The 16,123-nt window shown below is 62.7% G+C and carries 16 protein-coding genes; 11 read left to right on the forward strand and 5 right to left on the reverse strand.

The window, feature by feature from the left end:
- Positions 1-113: 113 nt before the first annotated feature.
- A complete protein-coding gene (locus C4Q26_RS07840) occupies positions 114-2,033 on the forward strand; it encodes a methyl-accepting chemotaxis protein (RefSeq protein WP_104882951.1) in 1,920 nt (639 codons plus the stop codon).
- Between the two features lie 108 nt (positions 2,034-2,141).
- On the opposite strand, the gene ggt is transcribed toward C4Q26_RS07840, so the two are convergent.
- From ggt to C4Q26_RS07855, 3 genes are all read right to left on the reverse strand, one after another.
- Positions 2,142-3,809, reverse strand: a complete 1,668-nt coding sequence (gene ggt / locus C4Q26_RS07845; RefSeq protein WP_023378689.1) for a gamma-glutamyltransferase — start codon at positions 3,807-3,809, stop codon at positions 2,142-2,144.
- A gap of 203 nt (positions 3,810-4,012) precedes the next feature.
- Positions 4,013-4,909 carry a LysR family transcriptional regulator gene (locus tag C4Q26_RS07850; protein WP_023378688.1) on the reverse strand — a complete coding sequence of 299 codons (897 nt, stop codon included), beginning with the start codon at positions 4,907-4,909 and terminating at the stop codon, positions 4,013-4,015.
- Between the two features lie 125 nt (positions 4,910-5,034).
- Positions 5,035-5,625 (reverse strand): NAD(P)H-dependent oxidoreductase, encoded by a 591-nt coding sequence (locus C4Q26_RS07855; RefSeq protein WP_104882952.1) that lies wholly within the window; start codon positions 5,623-5,625, stop codon positions 5,035-5,037.
- Here C4Q26_RS07855 and C4Q26_RS27845 point away from each other — a divergent pair.
- A complete protein-coding gene (locus tag C4Q26_RS27845) occupies positions 5,624-5,869 on the forward strand; it encodes a hypothetical protein (RefSeq protein WP_158491094.1) in 246 nt (81 codons plus the stop codon). The genes C4Q26_RS07855 and C4Q26_RS27845 overlap by 2 nt on opposite strands.
- Positions 5,823-6,137 (forward strand): putative quinol monooxygenase, encoded by a 315-nt coding sequence (locus C4Q26_RS07860; protein ID WP_023378686.1) that lies wholly within the window; start codon positions 5,823-5,825, stop codon positions 6,135-6,137. The genes C4Q26_RS27845 and C4Q26_RS07860 overlap by 47 nt, the downstream gene beginning before the upstream one ends.
- On the opposite strand, the gene C4Q26_RS07865 is transcribed toward C4Q26_RS07860, so the two are convergent.
- A complete protein-coding gene (locus C4Q26_RS07865) occupies positions 6,127-6,891 on the reverse strand; it encodes a sulfite exporter TauE/SafE family protein (RefSeq protein WP_104884033.1) in 765 nt (254 codons plus the stop codon). The two genes, C4Q26_RS07860 and C4Q26_RS07865, sit on opposite strands and share 11 nt — an antisense overlap.
- A gap of 77 nt (positions 6,892-6,968) precedes the next feature.
- On the opposite strand from C4Q26_RS07865, the gene C4Q26_RS07870 reads away from it, so the two are divergent.
- The 8 genes from C4Q26_RS07870 to C4Q26_RS07905 all read left to right on the forward strand — a co-directional run bounded on the left by C4Q26_RS07870 (position 6,969) and on the right by C4Q26_RS07905 (position 14,252).
- Positions 6,969-7,886: a LysR family transcriptional regulator gene (locus tag C4Q26_RS07870; RefSeq protein ID WP_104882168.1), complete on the forward strand. Its 918-nt coding sequence runs from the start codon at positions 6,969-6,971 to the stop codon at positions 7,884-7,886.
- Positions 7,887-8,081: 195 nt separating this feature from the next.
- Complete coding sequence (locus C4Q26_RS07875) at positions 8,082-8,687, forward strand: CDP-alcohol phosphatidyltransferase family protein (protein ID WP_027908035.1); 606 nt, start codon at positions 8,082-8,084, stop codon at positions 8,685-8,687.
- A gap of 30 nt (positions 8,688-8,717) precedes the next feature.
- Positions 8,718-10,475: a bifunctional alpha/beta hydrolase/class I SAM-dependent methyltransferase gene (locus C4Q26_RS07880; protein WP_104882169.1), complete on the forward strand. Its 1,758-nt coding sequence runs from the start codon at positions 8,718-8,720 to the stop codon at positions 10,473-10,475.
- A complete protein-coding gene (locus C4Q26_RS07885) occupies positions 10,472-11,785 on the forward strand; it encodes a phosphatase PAP2/dual specificity phosphatase family protein (RefSeq protein ID WP_104882953.1) in 1,314 nt (437 codons plus the stop codon). Before C4Q26_RS07880 ends, C4Q26_RS07885 begins: the two co-directional genes overlap by 4 nt.
- Complete coding sequence (locus C4Q26_RS07890) at positions 11,782-12,213, forward strand: hypothetical protein (protein ID WP_023378679.1); 432 nt, start codon at positions 11,782-11,784, stop codon at positions 12,211-12,213. Before C4Q26_RS07885 ends, C4Q26_RS07890 begins: the two co-directional genes overlap by 4 nt.
- A 10-nt stretch (positions 12,214-12,223) precedes the next feature.
- Positions 12,224-12,847 carry a lysophospholipid acyltransferase family protein gene (locus C4Q26_RS07895; RefSeq protein ID WP_104882954.1) on the forward strand — a complete coding sequence of 208 codons (624 nt, stop codon included), beginning with the start codon at positions 12,224-12,226 and terminating at the stop codon, positions 12,845-12,847.
- Position 12,848: 1 nt separating this feature from the next.
- On the forward strand, positions 12,849-13,781 hold the full coding sequence (locus tag C4Q26_RS07900; protein ID WP_023378676.1) for a phosphatidate cytidylyltransferase: 933 nt from the start codon (positions 12,849-12,851) through the stop codon (positions 13,779-13,781).
- Between the two features lie 126 nt (positions 13,782-13,907).
- Positions 13,908-14,252, forward strand: coding sequence for a cupin domain-containing protein (locus tag C4Q26_RS07905; protein ID WP_003258412.1), 345 nt, complete (start codon positions 13,908-13,910; stop codon positions 14,250-14,252).
- A 970-nt stretch (positions 14,253-15,222) separates the two neighbouring features.
- Here the strand turns inward: C4Q26_RS07905 and mmsB are convergent.
- The gene (gene mmsB / locus C4Q26_RS07910; protein ID WP_023378675.1) at positions 15,223-16,113 is read right to left on the reverse strand and encodes a 3-hydroxyisobutyrate dehydrogenase; all 891 of its coding nucleotides are present in this window, start codon (positions 16,111-16,113) and stop codon (positions 15,223-15,225) included.
- Positions 16,114-16,123 lie beyond the last annotated feature (10 nt).

A 16,123-nucleotide genomic window follows, 5' to 3' on the forward strand; every position in this document is an offset into this window, starting at 1 on the left:
TCAGCTTCCGTTTTTCTTGCCGATAACTGCTGCACGAATCAGCAGGCACCCAGAAGAACAACGCCTAGCGATCGAAGATCAAGCGAGCGAAATCATTTTTCTGGAGAGCGTGCATGAACACCTGGTTCGCCAACATCAGCGTAAACCTCAAGCTGGGCCTGGGCTTTGGCCTGGTCCTTGTCCTGACCGGCCTGCTGGCCCTGACTGGCTGGACCAGTCTGGGCAGCCTGATCGACCGTAGCAATTGGATGGGCGACATCGGTCAGCTCAACAAAGACCTGACCGACCTTCGAGTCGCGCGCCTGCAATACATGATCGCCAACGGCGATGACGCAGCGGCAGCCAATACCCAGGCCAAGCTCGATGCCTTCAGCAAGCAGCAGCAATACCTGGCCAATACCTTCAAGAGCCCAGAGAACGTCAAGCTGCTCAATGAACTGGGCCAGACCATCAGCGAGTACAAGGTGTCGCTGAACAAGATGCGCGCCGGTTACAAGAACTCCCTGGCGGCCCGCGAAGCCATGAACAGCTCGGCCATCAAGGCTGACCAAGCCATGGACACCCTCAGCGAGGAGGTCATGGCCCGCCCAGAGACCGACAGCGTGCGTCTGGCCCAGTACCAACTGATCAGCAAGACCCGCCAGCAATTGCTGCAGGTGCGCATCGATGTACGCGGCTACATTGCCGACAACACTGCTGCCAACGAACAGGCCGCATTGCGCCAGCTCGACGCGGCGCTGGCTGAAGTCGAAACCCTCAAGCGCCAACTGCCTGGCGACGCCAACCGCCTGCAGCAGTTCGAGCAGTCGGTGCAGGCCTACCGGGATGCCGTGCGTCAGTTCCGCGATGCCGTCGCCGGTATCACCACTGCACGCGCGGAAATGACCGTACAGGGCGCGGACATCGTCAAGCGCAGCGATGCGCTGTACAAGATCCAACTTGAGCGTCGTGACGCGGAAAGCACCCAGGCCCGCAGCCTGCAGACCATCGCCACCCTGCTGGCACTGCTGGTAGGTGTGCTGGCGGCGGTCATCATCACCCGCCAGATCACCCGCCCGCTGCGCGAAACCTTGCACGCGGTGGAACGGATCGCTGGCGGCGACCTCACCCACGATCTGCGGGTGACCCGCCGCGACGAAATCGGTGTGCTGCAGCAGGGCATCGCCCGCATGGGCACCACCCTGCGCGAACTGATCTCCGGCATTCGCGACGGGGTTACCCAAATCGCCAGCGCCGCCGAGGAGCTTTCGGCCGTCACCGAGCAGACCAGCGCCGGCGCCAACAGCCAGAAAGTCGAAACCGACCAGGTCGCCACGGCCATGCATGAAATGGCCGCCACGGTTCAGGAAGTGGCGCGCAATGCCGAACACGCTTCCCATGCCGCCACCGGTGCCGACGGCGAAGCCCGGGACGGTGATCGCGTGGTCGGTGAAGCGATCAGCCAGATCGAGCGCCTGGCCGAGGAAGTACACCGTTCTACCGAGGCCATGAACCTGCTGCAGCAGGAGAGCCAGAAGATAGGCAGCGTCATGGACGTGATCAAGTCGGTCGCCGAGCAGACCAACCTGCTGGCCCTGAACGCCGCCATCGAAGCGGCCCGTGCTGGCGAGGCCGGCCGTGGTTTCGCGGTGGTCGCCGACGAGGTGCGCGGTTTGGCCCAGCGTACGCAGAAATCCACCGAAGAGATCGAAGAGCTGGTGGCCAGCCTGCAAAGTGGCACCCAGCAGGTGGCCAACGCCATGCAAGGTAGCCGCACCCTGACCGACAGCAGCGTCGAGCTGGCGCGCAAGGCCGGTGCATCGCTGGAAAGCATCACCAGTACGGTGTCGAACATCCAGTCGATGAACCAGCAGATCGCGGCAGCGGCCGAGCAGCAGAGCGCCGTGGCCGAGGAAATCAGCCGTAGCATCCTCAATGTCCGGGATGTGTCGGAGCAGACCGCGGCGGCCAGTGACGAGACGGCGGCCTCCAGCGTGGAGCTGGCTCGCCTGGGTGGGCACCTGCAGATGCTGGTCAGTCAGTTCCGCGTTTGACCGAGAGATGGCCTTGGCGGGTAGAACCGCTCCCACGGAATCGGCGCAAGGCGCCGTACCGGTGGGGGCGGGTTCACCCGCGAATGCGTCAGCACGGTCAGTCCAGTATCACTTGACGATCATCCCTACCCCACGTCCACGCGGGTCAGACGCCGTCTCAAGCTTTTCTCCCGTCACCCGGATCGCCTGGATATCACCCATCTCCCAGCCCTGGTCCTCCAGCACATAACCCATCTTCCTCAGCTCATCCGCCACTGGCCCGGTGAGCGGTGCATAACTGTCATAGTAGAGGGTGTCCTTGGGCAACAACTGATGGTGCACGCGCTGGGCCGCGACTGCCTTCTCAAGCGGCATGCCATAGTCGTACAAGTTGTTCATCACCTGGAAGATCGAGGTGAAGATCCGCGAGCCGCCTGGCGTACCGATCACCAGCACCACCTTGCCATCGCGCGTCATCAGGCTCGGGCTCATGGACGAGAGCATGCGTTTGCCAGGTTCGATGGCATTGGCCGCGCCTCCCACCACACCGAAGGCATTGGCTGCGCCAGGCTTGGCACTGAAGTCGTCCATCTCATCGTTGAGCAGGAAGCCCGCCCCCTTGACCACTACGCCGCTGCCGTAGTCGAGGTTCAGGGTGTAGGTGTTACTGACGGCGTTGCCCTGCTTGTCGACGATGGAGAAGTGCGTGGTCTGGTGCGACTCCAGCCCCGGCTTGACGCCATCGGTATCGGAGATGGCATTCGGGTTGACCTGGGCTGCGCGCTTGGCCAGGTAGTCCTTGGCAATCAGCTTGTCCACCGGCACCTGGGTGAAGGCCGGGTCGCCCAGGTAGTCGGCACGGTCGGCGAACACCCGCTTTTCGATTTCGGCCAACAAGTGGATGTAGCGCGCCGAGTTGTGCTCCACGCCCTTGAAGTCAGCTTCGCGGTTGGCCTTGATGCCCAGCAATTGCGCCAGGGCAACGCCTCCCGAGCTGGGCGGCGGAGCGGTGTAGACCACATTGCCACGCCAGTCGATTGCCATCGGTTGGCGCCAGATGGCCTTGTAGTCCTTGAGGTCTTCCTTGGTGATCAGGCCTTTGTCGGCTTGCATCTGTGCCACCAGCAAATCGGCGGTCTTGCCCTGGTAAAACTCGCTGGCACCTTTGTCGGCGATGCGCTCGAGGGTTTGCGCCATTTCCGGCTGCTTGAACAGCTCGCCGACCTTCATGCTGGAAAAGTAGTCGTTGAAGTTGGTGCCCGCCTTGAACAGGCCCTGGGCGTCGTCACGGTACTGGTACTGTTTCTGCGCGACCTTGAAGCCATTCTTGGCATAGCCGATGGCGGGGGTCAGCAGTTCGCTCCAGGGCAACTTGCCGAACTTCTGGTGCGCTTCCCACAAGCCCATGACAGTGCCAGGCACGCCTGCTGCGCGGGCGCCGACCAGGCTGAGGTTCTCGATCACCTCGCCTTTTTCGTCCAGGTACATGTTGCGCGTTGCAGCTTTGGGCGCCACTTCGCGGTAGTCGAGGAAATAGGGCTTGCCGTCGACGAACAGGGTCATGAAACCACCACCGCCGATGTTGCCTGCCTCAGGGTAGGTCACCGCCAGGGTGAAGGCAGTGGCCACTGCGGCGTCCACTGCGTTGCCGCCTTTCTTCAGGATATCGGCGGCCACCTGCGCACCATATTGATCAGGTGCAGCCACCGCTGCGCCCTCAAGGGTTACGGCGTAAGCCGAAGAACAGCTCAGAATCGCGGCTCCGAGAGCCATGGACGTGAACAGGACGTTACGCATAACACTTCCTTGGTGTTGTTTTTGTTGATCGGTCAGTAATACCGGAACTTACCGACCGTGCAAACAACCTTAGGCTCTGTGTGAAAAGTCTTGAGACGAAGGTCAGGCTGTTTTCAACGCAGCATCACCGAGTATCAACGCTTTTCGTACAGAGCCTAGGAGCTTTCGCCGCCCTTGGACAGCAATTGTCGCCCCCAGGCAACTCAGCAGGCGTACATCGCCAATTTGTTCTGGATGAAATCCAGGAAGCACTGGATACGCAGGGCCAATTGCGTGTTGCGGTAGTACACCGCGTTGATCGGCTGCCGGTAGCCATTGTTGGCATCGCCCAGCACGACCTGAAGACGACCGGTACGAATGTCCTCGTGGGTCATGAAGTGCGAGAGGCTGACGATGCCCTCTCCCGCCAAGGCCAACTGGCGCAGGGTTTCGCCGCTCGAAGCGATGAGTGCCGGACGAATCGTCCAGCGATCGCCGTGCGCATGGCGCAGCGGCCATTGATTGAGCACCTCGGGTTGGCTGAAGCCGAGCAAGCAGTGGTCGTCGAGGTCTTCCACTCGCTGCGGCGCGCCGTGCCGCTCCAGGTAGGCCGGGCTGGCCAGCACCTGCACGGGGCTGCACCCCAGCGAACGCGCATGCAGGCTCGAATCGGCCAGTTCACCGATGCGAATGGCCACGTCGGTGCTTTGCTCCAGAAGGTCGATGATCAGGTCGTCGGTGTTCAGCTCCAGCTCGATGCCGGGGTACAGGCGCCGGAACTCGCCAATCCACGGCAGGATGGCATGGAGCATGAACGGGGCAGCGGCGTTGATACGCAGGCGGCCGGAGGGGGTCTGGCGGTTCATCGACAGACGCTCTTCCATTTCATCCATCTGTTCGAGGACGAGCCGCGAGCGCTCAAGGAAGAAGCGGCCTTCTTCGGTCAGGTCCATGCGTCGGGTGGTACGGTTGACCAGCGTGGTATCGAGTTTGGCCTCCAGACGCGACAGGGTGCGGCTGACAGCAGACGGCGTCTGGCCCAGTTGCTCGGCAGCGGCGGAAATGGAGCCGCTGTCGATAACGGCGACGAAAACCTGGAGTTCTTCGGATCGGGTTTTCACGTGGCAGGCCTGTATCGAAAAGTGCTGTGATTGATAGCCGGTCACCGGGCACCGCGCAAGTCAAGCGAAGTGCCTGCTAGCACCGGCTCGCCGACGATGAAGCCGGCACCGGCACCGCGAAACCGCTAACCTTGCTTGCCGAACACCTCACCCAAGTGCGCTTCATACGCCGCCACTGCCGCCGGTACGTCAGGCCGCTTCATCACATCCACTGCCAGGTACGTCGGCAAACCGGTCATGCCGAGGAACTGGTTGGCCTTGTGGAACGGGAAGTACACCGCATCCACACCTTTACCTTCGAAGAAGTCGGTCGGGTCGTCGAAGGCTTGCTCAGGAGCATTCCAGGTCGCCGAAATCATGTACTGCTTGCCCTGCACGAGTCCGCCGCTGCCGTACTTCTGCGAGGCATCCGACCGGGTGCGACCATCGTTGGCGTAGAGGCTGCCATGGCCTGCGGTAAAGACTTCGTCGATGTACTTCTTCACGGTCCACGGCGCGCCCATCCACCAACCTGGCATCTGGTAGATGACCACATCGGCCCACAGGTACTTCTGCACTTCTTCAGCGACGTCGTAGCCGCCATCGATGAACGTTTCCCGCACATCGAAACCGGCGCGGTCCAGGTAGGCAACCGCCGCATCGTGCAGGGTCTGGTTCAGACGACCGTCGGAATGGGCGAACTGCTTGCCGCCGTTGAGCAACAGGATCTTTTTCATGGGTAACCTCGAACGTGGGTGTCGATCCGAGGCGCTGCGCCTGCCGATCGAGCCGAATGGGATGGCGGCAGGTTACGGAGCGGGCAAGCTGAGAAAAAGCGGCCTTGGGGCAAAATACTTTTGCCTTGAAATCATCAATGGTTCGGCCATTGTTGCCTTAGAATCGTTTCAGTCATTCAACCTTAGAGGCACCCCCCATGAGCGAGCAGCACGCCTTCATCCTCAAGGCCAAAACCCGTCCTGAAAAGTCCGAAGCCTTTGAAACCCTGTTCCGGGCGTACGTAGAACCGAGCCGCCAGGAACCGGGCTGCGTCGAATATCACATGCTGCGCGACAAGCAAGACCCGACCCTGTTCGTGTTCTACGAAGTCTGGGCCAGCAAGGCCGCCCTGGATGAGCACTCGGCCTTGCCGCACATGCGCGAATTCTTTGAAAAGCGCATGGACTACCTGGAGCGCGATTTCGATATCCAGCTCATCGAGATGCTCAGCCCTTCATCCGCTAGCCGTTGACCAGCAGGTGGCCGCCCAACGCGGCCAGGCCCACGAAGAAGCAACGCTTGAACCCTACCGCGCTGATGCGTTGGCGCAACCACTGGCCGGCCAGCATGCCCAGCAATGCTGGCGCCAGCATCAGCAGCGATGCGCCCAAGGCTTGACCGCCAAGGGCATCCTGCCTGGCCAGGCCAATGGCCAGGGCCAGCGTAGACACCGTGAACGATAGGCCCAGGGCCTGGATCATTTCGTCACGGTTCAGCCCAAGGCCCTGCAGAAAAGGTACCGCCGGCATCACGAACACGCCGGTTGCCGCCGTCACCACACCGGTCACCAGTCCGCACAGGGGGCCTAACCATCTTTCCTGCGCTGGCGTTAGCTGAAAACCACGGCCGACCAGGCCGTACAGCGCGTAGGCGAGCAACGCTGCGCCCAGCGCATGAACGGCCCAAGGTCCGCTGTCGATACCCAACCAGGCGCTGCCAAGCAGGGTGCCAACGACGATCATCAGCAACAGGGGGCCCAGACGGCGCAACAACGCCAGCAGGTGCCCGCCAGCACCCAATTGCCACAGGTTGGTCAACGTCGACGGAACGATCAACAACGCCGCAGCCTGTGCCGGCGTCATAGCCAGACCCAACAGCCCCATGGCGATGGTCGGCAGGCCCAGGCCGATGACACCCTTGACCGTACCGGCCAGCAGGAAGGTCATCACCACCAGCAACGACAGCGCCGGTCCTATGTCTTGATAGAAAGCGATCAGTGTGTTCATGCGCCCATGATGGGCAGTATCCGCTGGTTTGAACATCTGCCATATACTCAGCCTGACTCTTGCCAGGACAGAGGCACATGCACTTCGACTTGATCGACCTGAACCTGTTCCAGCATGTGCTGGAGTGCGGCAGTATCACGGCAGGTGCCCAGCGCAGCCACCTGTCCCTGCCCGCGGCCAGTGCGCGTATCCGTGCGATGGAGGGCTCGCTCGGGATTGCGCTGCTGGCCCGTAATCGCCGGGGCGTGCAGCCGACGCCTGCTGGCCAGGCGCTGTTGCAGCATGCCCGGATGATCGGGCAGCAGGTCGAGCGGTTGCAGTTCGACCTGGCGCAATATGCCCAGGGGCAGCAAGGCCAGGTACGCCTGCTGTGCAACACGGCGGCACTGACCGAATACCTGCCGGAGCTGCTGGCCGGTTACCTGGCCGAGCAACCGGGCGTCAGCATCGATGTACAAGAGCTGCCGAGCCTGCGCATCGTCCAGTCGATCACCCAGGGCATGGCCGACCTTGGCATCATCTCCACCGCCGTGCCCAGTGATCATTTGCAGACTCTCCCGTTTCGCGAAGATCCATTGGTGCTGGTGATGTCCCCTGACCACCCGCTGGCAAGCCTTGAAGATGTCAGTTTCAACGCCAGCCTCGCCCATGGCCATGTGGGCCTGGATGCGAGCAGTGCATTGGCGCTGCACCTTGAAGAACAAGCGCTGCGACAGGGGCGACGCATGCAGGTGCGGGTACGGGCGGAGGGTTTCGATGGGTTGATCCGTATGGTGGCCGGGGGCGCCGGTATCGGCATCGTGCCGCTGGCCTCGGTACGCCGTTGGGAAGCGACACTCGCGTTGCATTGGCGAAGACTGCAGGAGGATTGGGCCAAGCGGCAACTGCTGCTCTGTGCGCGGGACTTCGCCGCGCTGCCAGGTTATACGGCTGGCTTGGTCAGCAGCTTGCTACACGCCAAAGGTGACAAGCGGCCCCTCACGCAGCCGATGTAGGACTCGTCTGCTTCATACGTCAGAAAGATCACATAGTGCGCCGTTTCACAACGAACCCACCCGCGATCCTCCAACCATTGACTACCATTGCTCTGGCAAGAGGCTACCTGAGGCAGCTCATCGAGCCGTAGCCCTCAGGCTCGAGGCCACTTGCTCCAGTCGTCCTGCAATACCGAACTGCAATGGGAGCCTGATGTGCTATCGATCTACCAATTGAAACCACACTTCCAGGCCCTGTTGCGCCCTGCGGTAGACCGTCTCCACGGCCGTGGCGTCACGGCCAACCAGGTCACGGTCGCAGCGGCACTGGTGTCGGTATTGCTGGGTTTGCTGTTGGCGTGGTTGAGCCCTGTCACATGGCTGTTCATCCTGATCCCCATATGGATGTTGCTGCGCATGGCGCTCAATGCGGTCGATGGCATGCTGGCCCGTGAATTCGGCCAGCAATCGAAACTGGGGGCTTACCTGAACGAGCTGTGCGACGTGATCGCGGACACCGCGCTCTACCTGCCATTCGCATGCTTGCCTGGGGTGACGCCACTGCTGGTGGTACTGGTGGTGATCAGTGCGCTGATCAGCGAATACGCCGGGGTCATGGGGCCGCTGGTGGGTGCTTCGCGGCGCTATGACGGCCCCATGGGCAAAAGCGACCGGGCCTTCGCCTTCGGCCTGCTGGGCGCGGGCGTGGCGTTCCACCTCCTGAGCCCGGCGTGGATCGACGGCCTGCTGCTGGTCATCCTCGCCCTCTCGCTCTATACCCTCTACAACCGGGTTCGCCAGGGTCTGGTAGAAACCCGCTGAGCCTAGTGTCGCCGGACAAGGACCTTCGCCATGCGCCAAGCGCAATCGCTGTATTTCCCTACCCATGATGGTGTCGAACTGCATTACCGTCATTGGCCCGCCACCCGAAACGAACATCAGCCACGACGGGCGGTGGTGATGTTCCACCGAGGCCATGAGCACGGCGGGCGCATGGCTCATCTGGCCGACGAGCTGGACATGCCTGGCTACGACTTCTTCGCCTGGGATGCGCGTGGCCATGGCCAGTCGCCCGGTGCTCGCGGCGATAGCCCAGGGTTTGCCACCAGCGTGCGTGATGTGCAGACCTTCATCGAGCACATCCAGGCGCGCCACGGTATTGCCGAGCCAGACATCGTGGTGCTTGCCCAGAGCGTCGGCGCGGTTCTGATCGCCACCTGGGCCCATGACTACGCCCCCAAGGTGCGCTGCCTGGTGCTTGCCTCGCCGGCCTTCAAGGTGAAGCTGTACGTGCCCTTCGCCCGCCCAGGCCTGAAGTTGCTCAAGGCCCTGCGCGGCAACTTCTTCGTCAACAGCTATGTCAAGCCGCGCCTGCTGACCCACGACCCGGAGCGGGTCATGTCGTATATCGCCGACCCGCTGATCAGCCGGCCCATTTCGGTAACCATGCTGCTGGGCTTGTACGAGGCAGCCGACCGCGTGGTCGCCGATGCCCAGGCGATCCAGGTGCCGACCCAACTGCTGGTGTCGGGGGCCGACCTGGTGGTCGAGCGCGCACCGCAGGAGCGCTTCTTCGAGCGCCTTGGGTGCCTGCGCAAGGAAATGCATGTGCTTCCCGGCTTCTTCCACGACACCCTGGGCGAACGCGACCGCGGCCATGTACTCAGGCGCATCGAGCGCTTCGTCGAGCACAGCTTCGACAACCCCGTGGCAGCGCCCAGCTTGCTCGATGCGGACAAGACCGGCGCCAGCTGCGCCGAAGCCGAAAGCCTCGCCGCGCCGCTACCCCGCAACTCGCCCCGCGAGCTTTACTGGCGCGCCACCCGCGCAGGGCTGCGCCTGGGCAGGGGCTTCTCCGAAGGCGTGAGGCTGGGCTTCGACACCGGCTTCGACTCTGGCAGCACACTCGACTACGTCTACCGCAACCAGCCCTCGGGCAAGGGGTCACTGGGCCGTCTGATCGACCAGAACTACCTGAACGCCATAGGCTGGCGAGGCATCCGCCAACGCAAGCTGCACGTCGAGGAATTGCTGCGACTGGCCATCGATCGCCTGCGCGAGCAACAGCGACCCGTGCATATCGTCGATATCGCGGCAGGCCATGGCCGCTACATTCTCGAAGCTTTGCAGGCACATGATCGGCAGCCGGACTCGATTCTGCTGCGCGACTACAGCGAACTGAACGTGCAACAAGGCAGCGCGCTGATCGCAGAAAAGGGTTTGACCAGCATCGCCCGCTTCGTGCAAGCCGATGCATTCGACCGCCAGGGCCTGGCTGCGCTGGAGCCACGCCCGACACTGGCCGTGGTGTCCGGCCTGTATGAACTGTTCGCCAGCAACACCCTGGTCGGCAACTCCCTGGCTGGCCTTGCCCAAGCCGTGGAGAGTGGCGGTTACCTGGTCTACACCGGCCAACCCTGGCACCCGCAGCTTGAGATGATCGCCCGCGCCCTTACCAGCCATCGTGGTGGCGAGGCCTGGGTGATGCGGCGACGCAGCCAGGCAGAGATGGACCAACTGGTGGAAGCCGCGGGTTTTCGCAAGCTGGCCCAGCGCATCGATGAATGGGGCATCTTCAGCGTGAGCCTGGCGCAGCGAGTTCGTGAGTGAAGCCGATGCGTGAGCCTGGGCTTATCCGGCGAGGCGTGCTGTGGCTGTTGCTGCTCGGGCCAGTCTTCTTCCTCAGCTATGGCCTGGCCAACAGTCACACCGAGGGCCGCGACGATGTCGGCAGCCTGGTGTTCGCCTGGGAACGGCACATACCGCTCTGGCCCTGGACCATCCTGCCGTACTGGTCGATCGACCTCCTTTATGGCCTGTCCTTCCTGCTGCCGCGTACACGCCGCGAAATGGACCGCCATGCCCTGGCCCTGCTCACCGCGCAGGTGATCAGTGTCAGCTGCTTTCTGCTCTGGCCCCTGCGTTTCACCTTCGAACGGCCGGCAATGGATGGTCTGTTCGGCTGGCTGTTCGAGGTGCTGATGGGGTTCGACAAGCCATTCAACCAGGCCCCCTCGCTGCACATCGCACTCTTGGTCATCATCTGGTCGATGTTCGCCCGGCATCTGCATCGCCCGCTCTGGCGTTGGGTCATGCATGGGTGGATGGCGCTGATCGGGGTGTCCGTGCTCACCACTTGGCAGCATCACTTCATCGACCTGCCCACCGGAGCATTGTCCGGATTCGCCTGCCTCTGGCTCTGGCCGCCTAAGGGCCAGTTGCCCTGGCAGCATGCCCACCTGGCTCGCGAACCGTATCGCTGGCGCCTGGCGCTGCGCTATGGGGCCGGGGCGATGGGCAGCGTGGTAATTGCGCTGCTGGTGGGTGGTGCCGGGTTATGGCTGCTTTGGCCGGCCGTGGCGCTGCTGCTGGTAGCGCTGAACTACGCGGCGCTGGGCGCACAGGGTTTTCAGAAAGGTGATGACGGACGCTTGTCGATTGCCGCCAGCGCGCTGCTTGCCCCCTACACGCTGGCGGCATGGATCAATTCGCGACTGTGGACATGGCGTCACCCCAATGCCGACGCAGTCTGCGACGGGGTTTTCCTGGGGCGTATTCCAGGCCAAGTTGAAGCTTCGAGCTATGCCGCAATCGTCGACCTCTGTGCGGAACTGCCTTGCCCGATGACCCAGGGGGTCGATTACCACGTGCTGGCCACGCTCGACCTGATCGCGCCGAACAGCCAGTTGCTGCAGCAAGCCGCCTCGGCGATCGAGCGGTCGCGCCACCAAGGCCCTTTGCTGGTCTGCTGCGCGTTGGGCTACTCGCGCAGTGCCAGCGCGGTCGCCGCCTGGCTGCTATTGACTGGTCGATGCAGCGACATCGCCCAGGCACAGGTACTGATCCGCAAGGCTCGCCAGGGCGTGGTGCTGTCGCCCGCCCATCGCCTGGCGCTGCAACGGCTGGGCAGCCCGCCATGAAGCTGATGGTGGTGGCCAGCCTGCTCGGTCGTGGCGCGCAGCTGGAGCGTCTGTCCGATGGCATCAGCCTGCTGGCCTTGGCCTATGGCCTGGCGCCGCTGCTGGGTGCAGCGCTGACGCCATCAGCCAGCCTGCTGTGCGCTGCCCTGCTCGCCCTCGGTGTGTTGCACAAATACTGGGCGGTACGTGTCGCGCTGGACGCCGACCTGTTCGCCCGACTTGGCGCCAGCACCGATTTGGCGGCCGATACCCAGGCTCTGGACCATGCCCTGTTCGACCTGCATTTGAAAACCCAGCCCGAAGACGCCCGCGACTGGTCTGCCCGAAGCCAGGCGGCACTGGCGCTGTTGCGCCGTCAGACCCTGTGCCTTGGCCTGCAGGCGCTGCTGACGTTGGCTACCCTGCTGACAGTGCCTTTCATTGGATGATCACCGAGCCATGCTTGCCGCCCTGACTGCCTTCATCATCACCAGCGCAGCGCGCCTGATCACCGGCGCCCGCGCCCTGTGGCTAGGCTGTGCACCGCAACCGGTGCAACGCCTGTATTTCGCCAACCACAGCAGCCACGGCGATTTCGTGCTGATCTGGGCCTCACTGCCTGCGCCGCTGCGCAGGCATACCCGGCCCGTGGCAGGCGCCGATTACTGGGCCAAGCCTGGGCTGCGCGACTTTCTGATCCGCAAAGTGTTCAACGGGGTGCTGATCGACCGGCACCGGGTCGAAGGCCAGGGCAACCCACTGCAACCGATCTTCAACGCCCTGGCCCAGGGCGACTCCCTGATCTTCTTCCCGGAGGGCACCCGCAACCTGGGCGATGAGCCGCTGATGCCCTTCAAAAGTGGGTTGTTCCATTTGGCCGCCGCCAATCCCGGCATGCAATTGGTGCCCGTCTGGATCGCCAACCTCAACCGTGTGATGCCCAAGGGCCGGGCCCTACCGCTGCCGCTGTTGTGCACCTTGAGTTTTGGTGAGCCCATTCACCTGCAGGCCGACGAGGGCAAGCAGGACTTTCTAGAGCGGGCCAGTCAGGCCCTGCTGAATCTGGCACCAAAGGATGCCTGACATGGACGACAACACCCTTCTGCTGTTCGCCGGTATTGGCGCGCTCCTATTGCTCGCCAGTGTGATCGGTCGCTTGCTCAAATGGCGTGCAGGCCCTGCCCCTCATGCGGTAATCGACAACCTCAACGCCCGCATCAATGCCTGGTGGGTGATGGTACTGGTGATCGGCATCGCCTTCCTGTTCGGCAAGTACGGTGTGATCGTGTTGTTCTACGGCGTTTCGTTCTACGCCTTGCGCGAGTTCATGACCCTCACCCCGACCCGACGCAGCGACTACCCGGCGCTCGTGGCCGCCTTCTACGTGGCGCTGCCGGTGCAATATTTGCTGATTGCCATGGACTGGTACGGGTTGTTCAGCATCTTCATCCCGGTGTACCTGTTCCTGCTGCTGCCGATTCTGGCCAGCTTCGGCGGTGACACCACGCGCTTTCTGGAACGGGCCTCGAAGGTACAGTGGGGCCTGATGATCGCGGTTTACTGCCTGTCTTCGGTACCCGCCCTGCTGACCCTCGATATACCCGGTTACGAAGGCCGCAACCTGTTGTTGATCGCCTGGCTGATTCTGGTGGTGCAGATCAGCGACGTGCTGCAGTACGTGTGCGGCAAGTTGTTCGGCAAGCACAAGGTGGCGCCCAACCTGTCACCGTCGAAGACCATCGAAGGCCTGGCCGGCGGTGTGGCACTGGCGACCTTGGTCGGCGCCCTACTGTGCTGGATCACCCCGTTCAGCTTCTGGCAGGCTGCATTGATGGCCTTGACGGTCAATGCCATGGGCTTTTTCGGTGGGCTGGTGATGTCGGCGATCAAACGCGACCGTGGGGTCAAGGACTGGGGGCACATGATCGAGGGCCACGGAGGCATGCTCGATCGGATGGATTCAGTGTGCTTCGCTGCGCCGGTGTTCTTTCACTTTGTGCGCTACTGGTGGGCGTGAGCCGTGGCGCTGCACGGGTCGACGGCATAGCGCGGTCAGGCAGCTGGACGTCGAGCCCAGGCAACTGGCGCTCGGCCAATGGCCCTATGGTGATACGTCATTCAGCCAGTCACCAGGAGTTGTGCCATGTCCGATTTCATCACCGTCCTGCGCGAGACCTGCCCGACGCCGGTCGTGGACGCCACCAAGTGGAAGCGCATCGGCGGCGATCCGCACACCGTCAACCTCAACGCCTACTTGTCTGCCGACGGCAGCAAGATCATGGGTACCTGGATCTGCACGCCAGGCAAGTTCGAGGTGAATTACGAAAAGTGGGAGTTCTGCCACTTCCTCGATGGCTATTGCATCATCACCCCGGAAGGTGAAGAGCCCAAGCACCTCAAAGCCGGTGATGTGTTCGTGATCGAACCGGGAATGAAGGGCACCTGGGAAGTGGTCGAGACCGTGCGCAAGTATTTCGTCTTCGCCTGATTCTTGATATGGGTTGGGGATGCTAGGTGGCTGTCATGGTTTAGCGGTAATGCGTATATCGAGCGCCGCCCGCGCGGCGCATCGCGAGCAAGGCTCGCTCCCACGTTTGTTTCGGGCCAATTATTCCTGCGAGATTCGTGCGCGAACGCGTTGGCGCATGGCTCGATATCGCGCCGTACAAACAAGGCGGTCGCGCGCGTCTGTCACAGGCGTTATTGGCCGTAAACAAACGTAGGAGCGAGCCTTGCTCGCGATGCGCCGCGCGGGCGGCGCTCGATCTTGCAAACGCCAAAAACCTTACGACAAGCAAAAAAAATCGCGGGCCAGGTGCCCCCCCCTCTGGTGCGCAGTTACAGAGGGAAAAGCACCCAACCCGCGATCAAGCCTCGCTCGTCAATCCTTCTTGCGATACCCCTCGCCACGCGTAGGAGCGAGCCTTGCTCGCGATGCGCCGCGCGGGCGGCGCTCGATCTTGCAAACGCCAAAAACCTTACGACAGGCAAAAAAAATCGCGGGCCAGGTGCCCCTCCCTCTGGTGCGCATTTACAGAGGGAGAAGCACCCAACCCGCGATCAAGCCTCGCTCGTCAATCCTTCTGGCGATACCCCTCGCCACGCGTAGGAGCGAGCCTTGCTCGCGATGCACCGCGCGGACGGCGCTCGATCTTGCAAACGCCAAAAACCTTACGACAGGCAAAAAAAATCGCGGGCCAGGTGCCCCTCCCTCTGGTGCGCAGTTACAGAGGGAGAAGCACCCAACCCGCGATCAAGCCTCGCTCGTCAATCCTTCTGGCGATACCCCTCGCCACGCGTAGGAGCGAGCCTTGCTCGCGATGCGCCGCGCGGGCGGCGCTCAATCTTGCAAACGCCAAAACCTTACAACAGGCAAAAAAATCGCGGGCCAGGTGTCCCTCCCTCTGGTGCGCAGTTACAGAGGGAAAAGCACCCAACCCGCGATCAAGCCTCGCTCGTCAATCCTTCTTGCGATACCCCTCGACAATCGCCGAGAAGTCCTTGCCACCGTCCCCCCGCAGGCTCATCGCCTGGTACAACTGCTGGGCGACGGCGCCGAGAATCACCGGTTGGTGCGCCTGCCGCGCAGCCTCAGTGGCCAACCCCAGGTCCTTGAGCATCAACTCGGCACCAAAACCTCCGGTGTAGCCCCGTGACGCCGGGGCGGTCTCGATGACGCCCGGCCATGGGTTGTAGGTGTCGGAACTCCAGCAACGCCCGGTCGAGCTATTGATGATGCCGGCCAGCACCTTGGTATCGATGCCCAGCGCATTGCCCAGGGCCATGGCTTCGGATACTCCGATCATGGAGATGCCCAGCAGCAGGTTGTTGCAGATCTTGGCGATCTGCCCGGTCCCGACCTCACCGCAATGCACGATGTTGCGGCCCATCTGCTCCAGCACTGGCTTGAGGGTGGCGAACAGCTCGGCACTGGCGCCGACCATGAACGTCAATGTGCCAGCCGCCGCGCCGCCGGTGCCGCCAGACACCGGAGCATCGCCCATGTCCACCCCCTTGGCCGCGGCGGCCTTGGATACATCGCGGGCGGTCTGCGGGTCGATGGTGCTGCAATCCACCGTCGGCGTACCGGGGCGGATGCCCGCCAGTACGCCATCTTCTTCGTTGAGGTACACGGCGCGCACATGGGCCGCAGCCGGCAACATGGTGATGACCAGTTCGCTGCCAGCAGCCGCGTCCTTGGGCGAGGCGCTGACCTGCCCCCCGAGCTCGGCAAGCTCGGCCAACACGGTCTTGTTCAGGTCGAACAGGTTCAACGAGTGCCCGGCCTTGATCAAGTTGCGGGCCATGGGGGCACCCATGTTGCCCAGGCCGATGAATGCGATACGCATGGCGATCTCC

The sequence above is a fragment of the Pseudomonas sp. SWI44 genome, from assembly GCF_002947915.1.
GTDB classification, from domain to species: Bacteria; Pseudomonadota; Gammaproteobacteria; order Pseudomonadales; family Pseudomonadaceae; genus Aquipseudomonas; species Aquipseudomonas taiwanensis.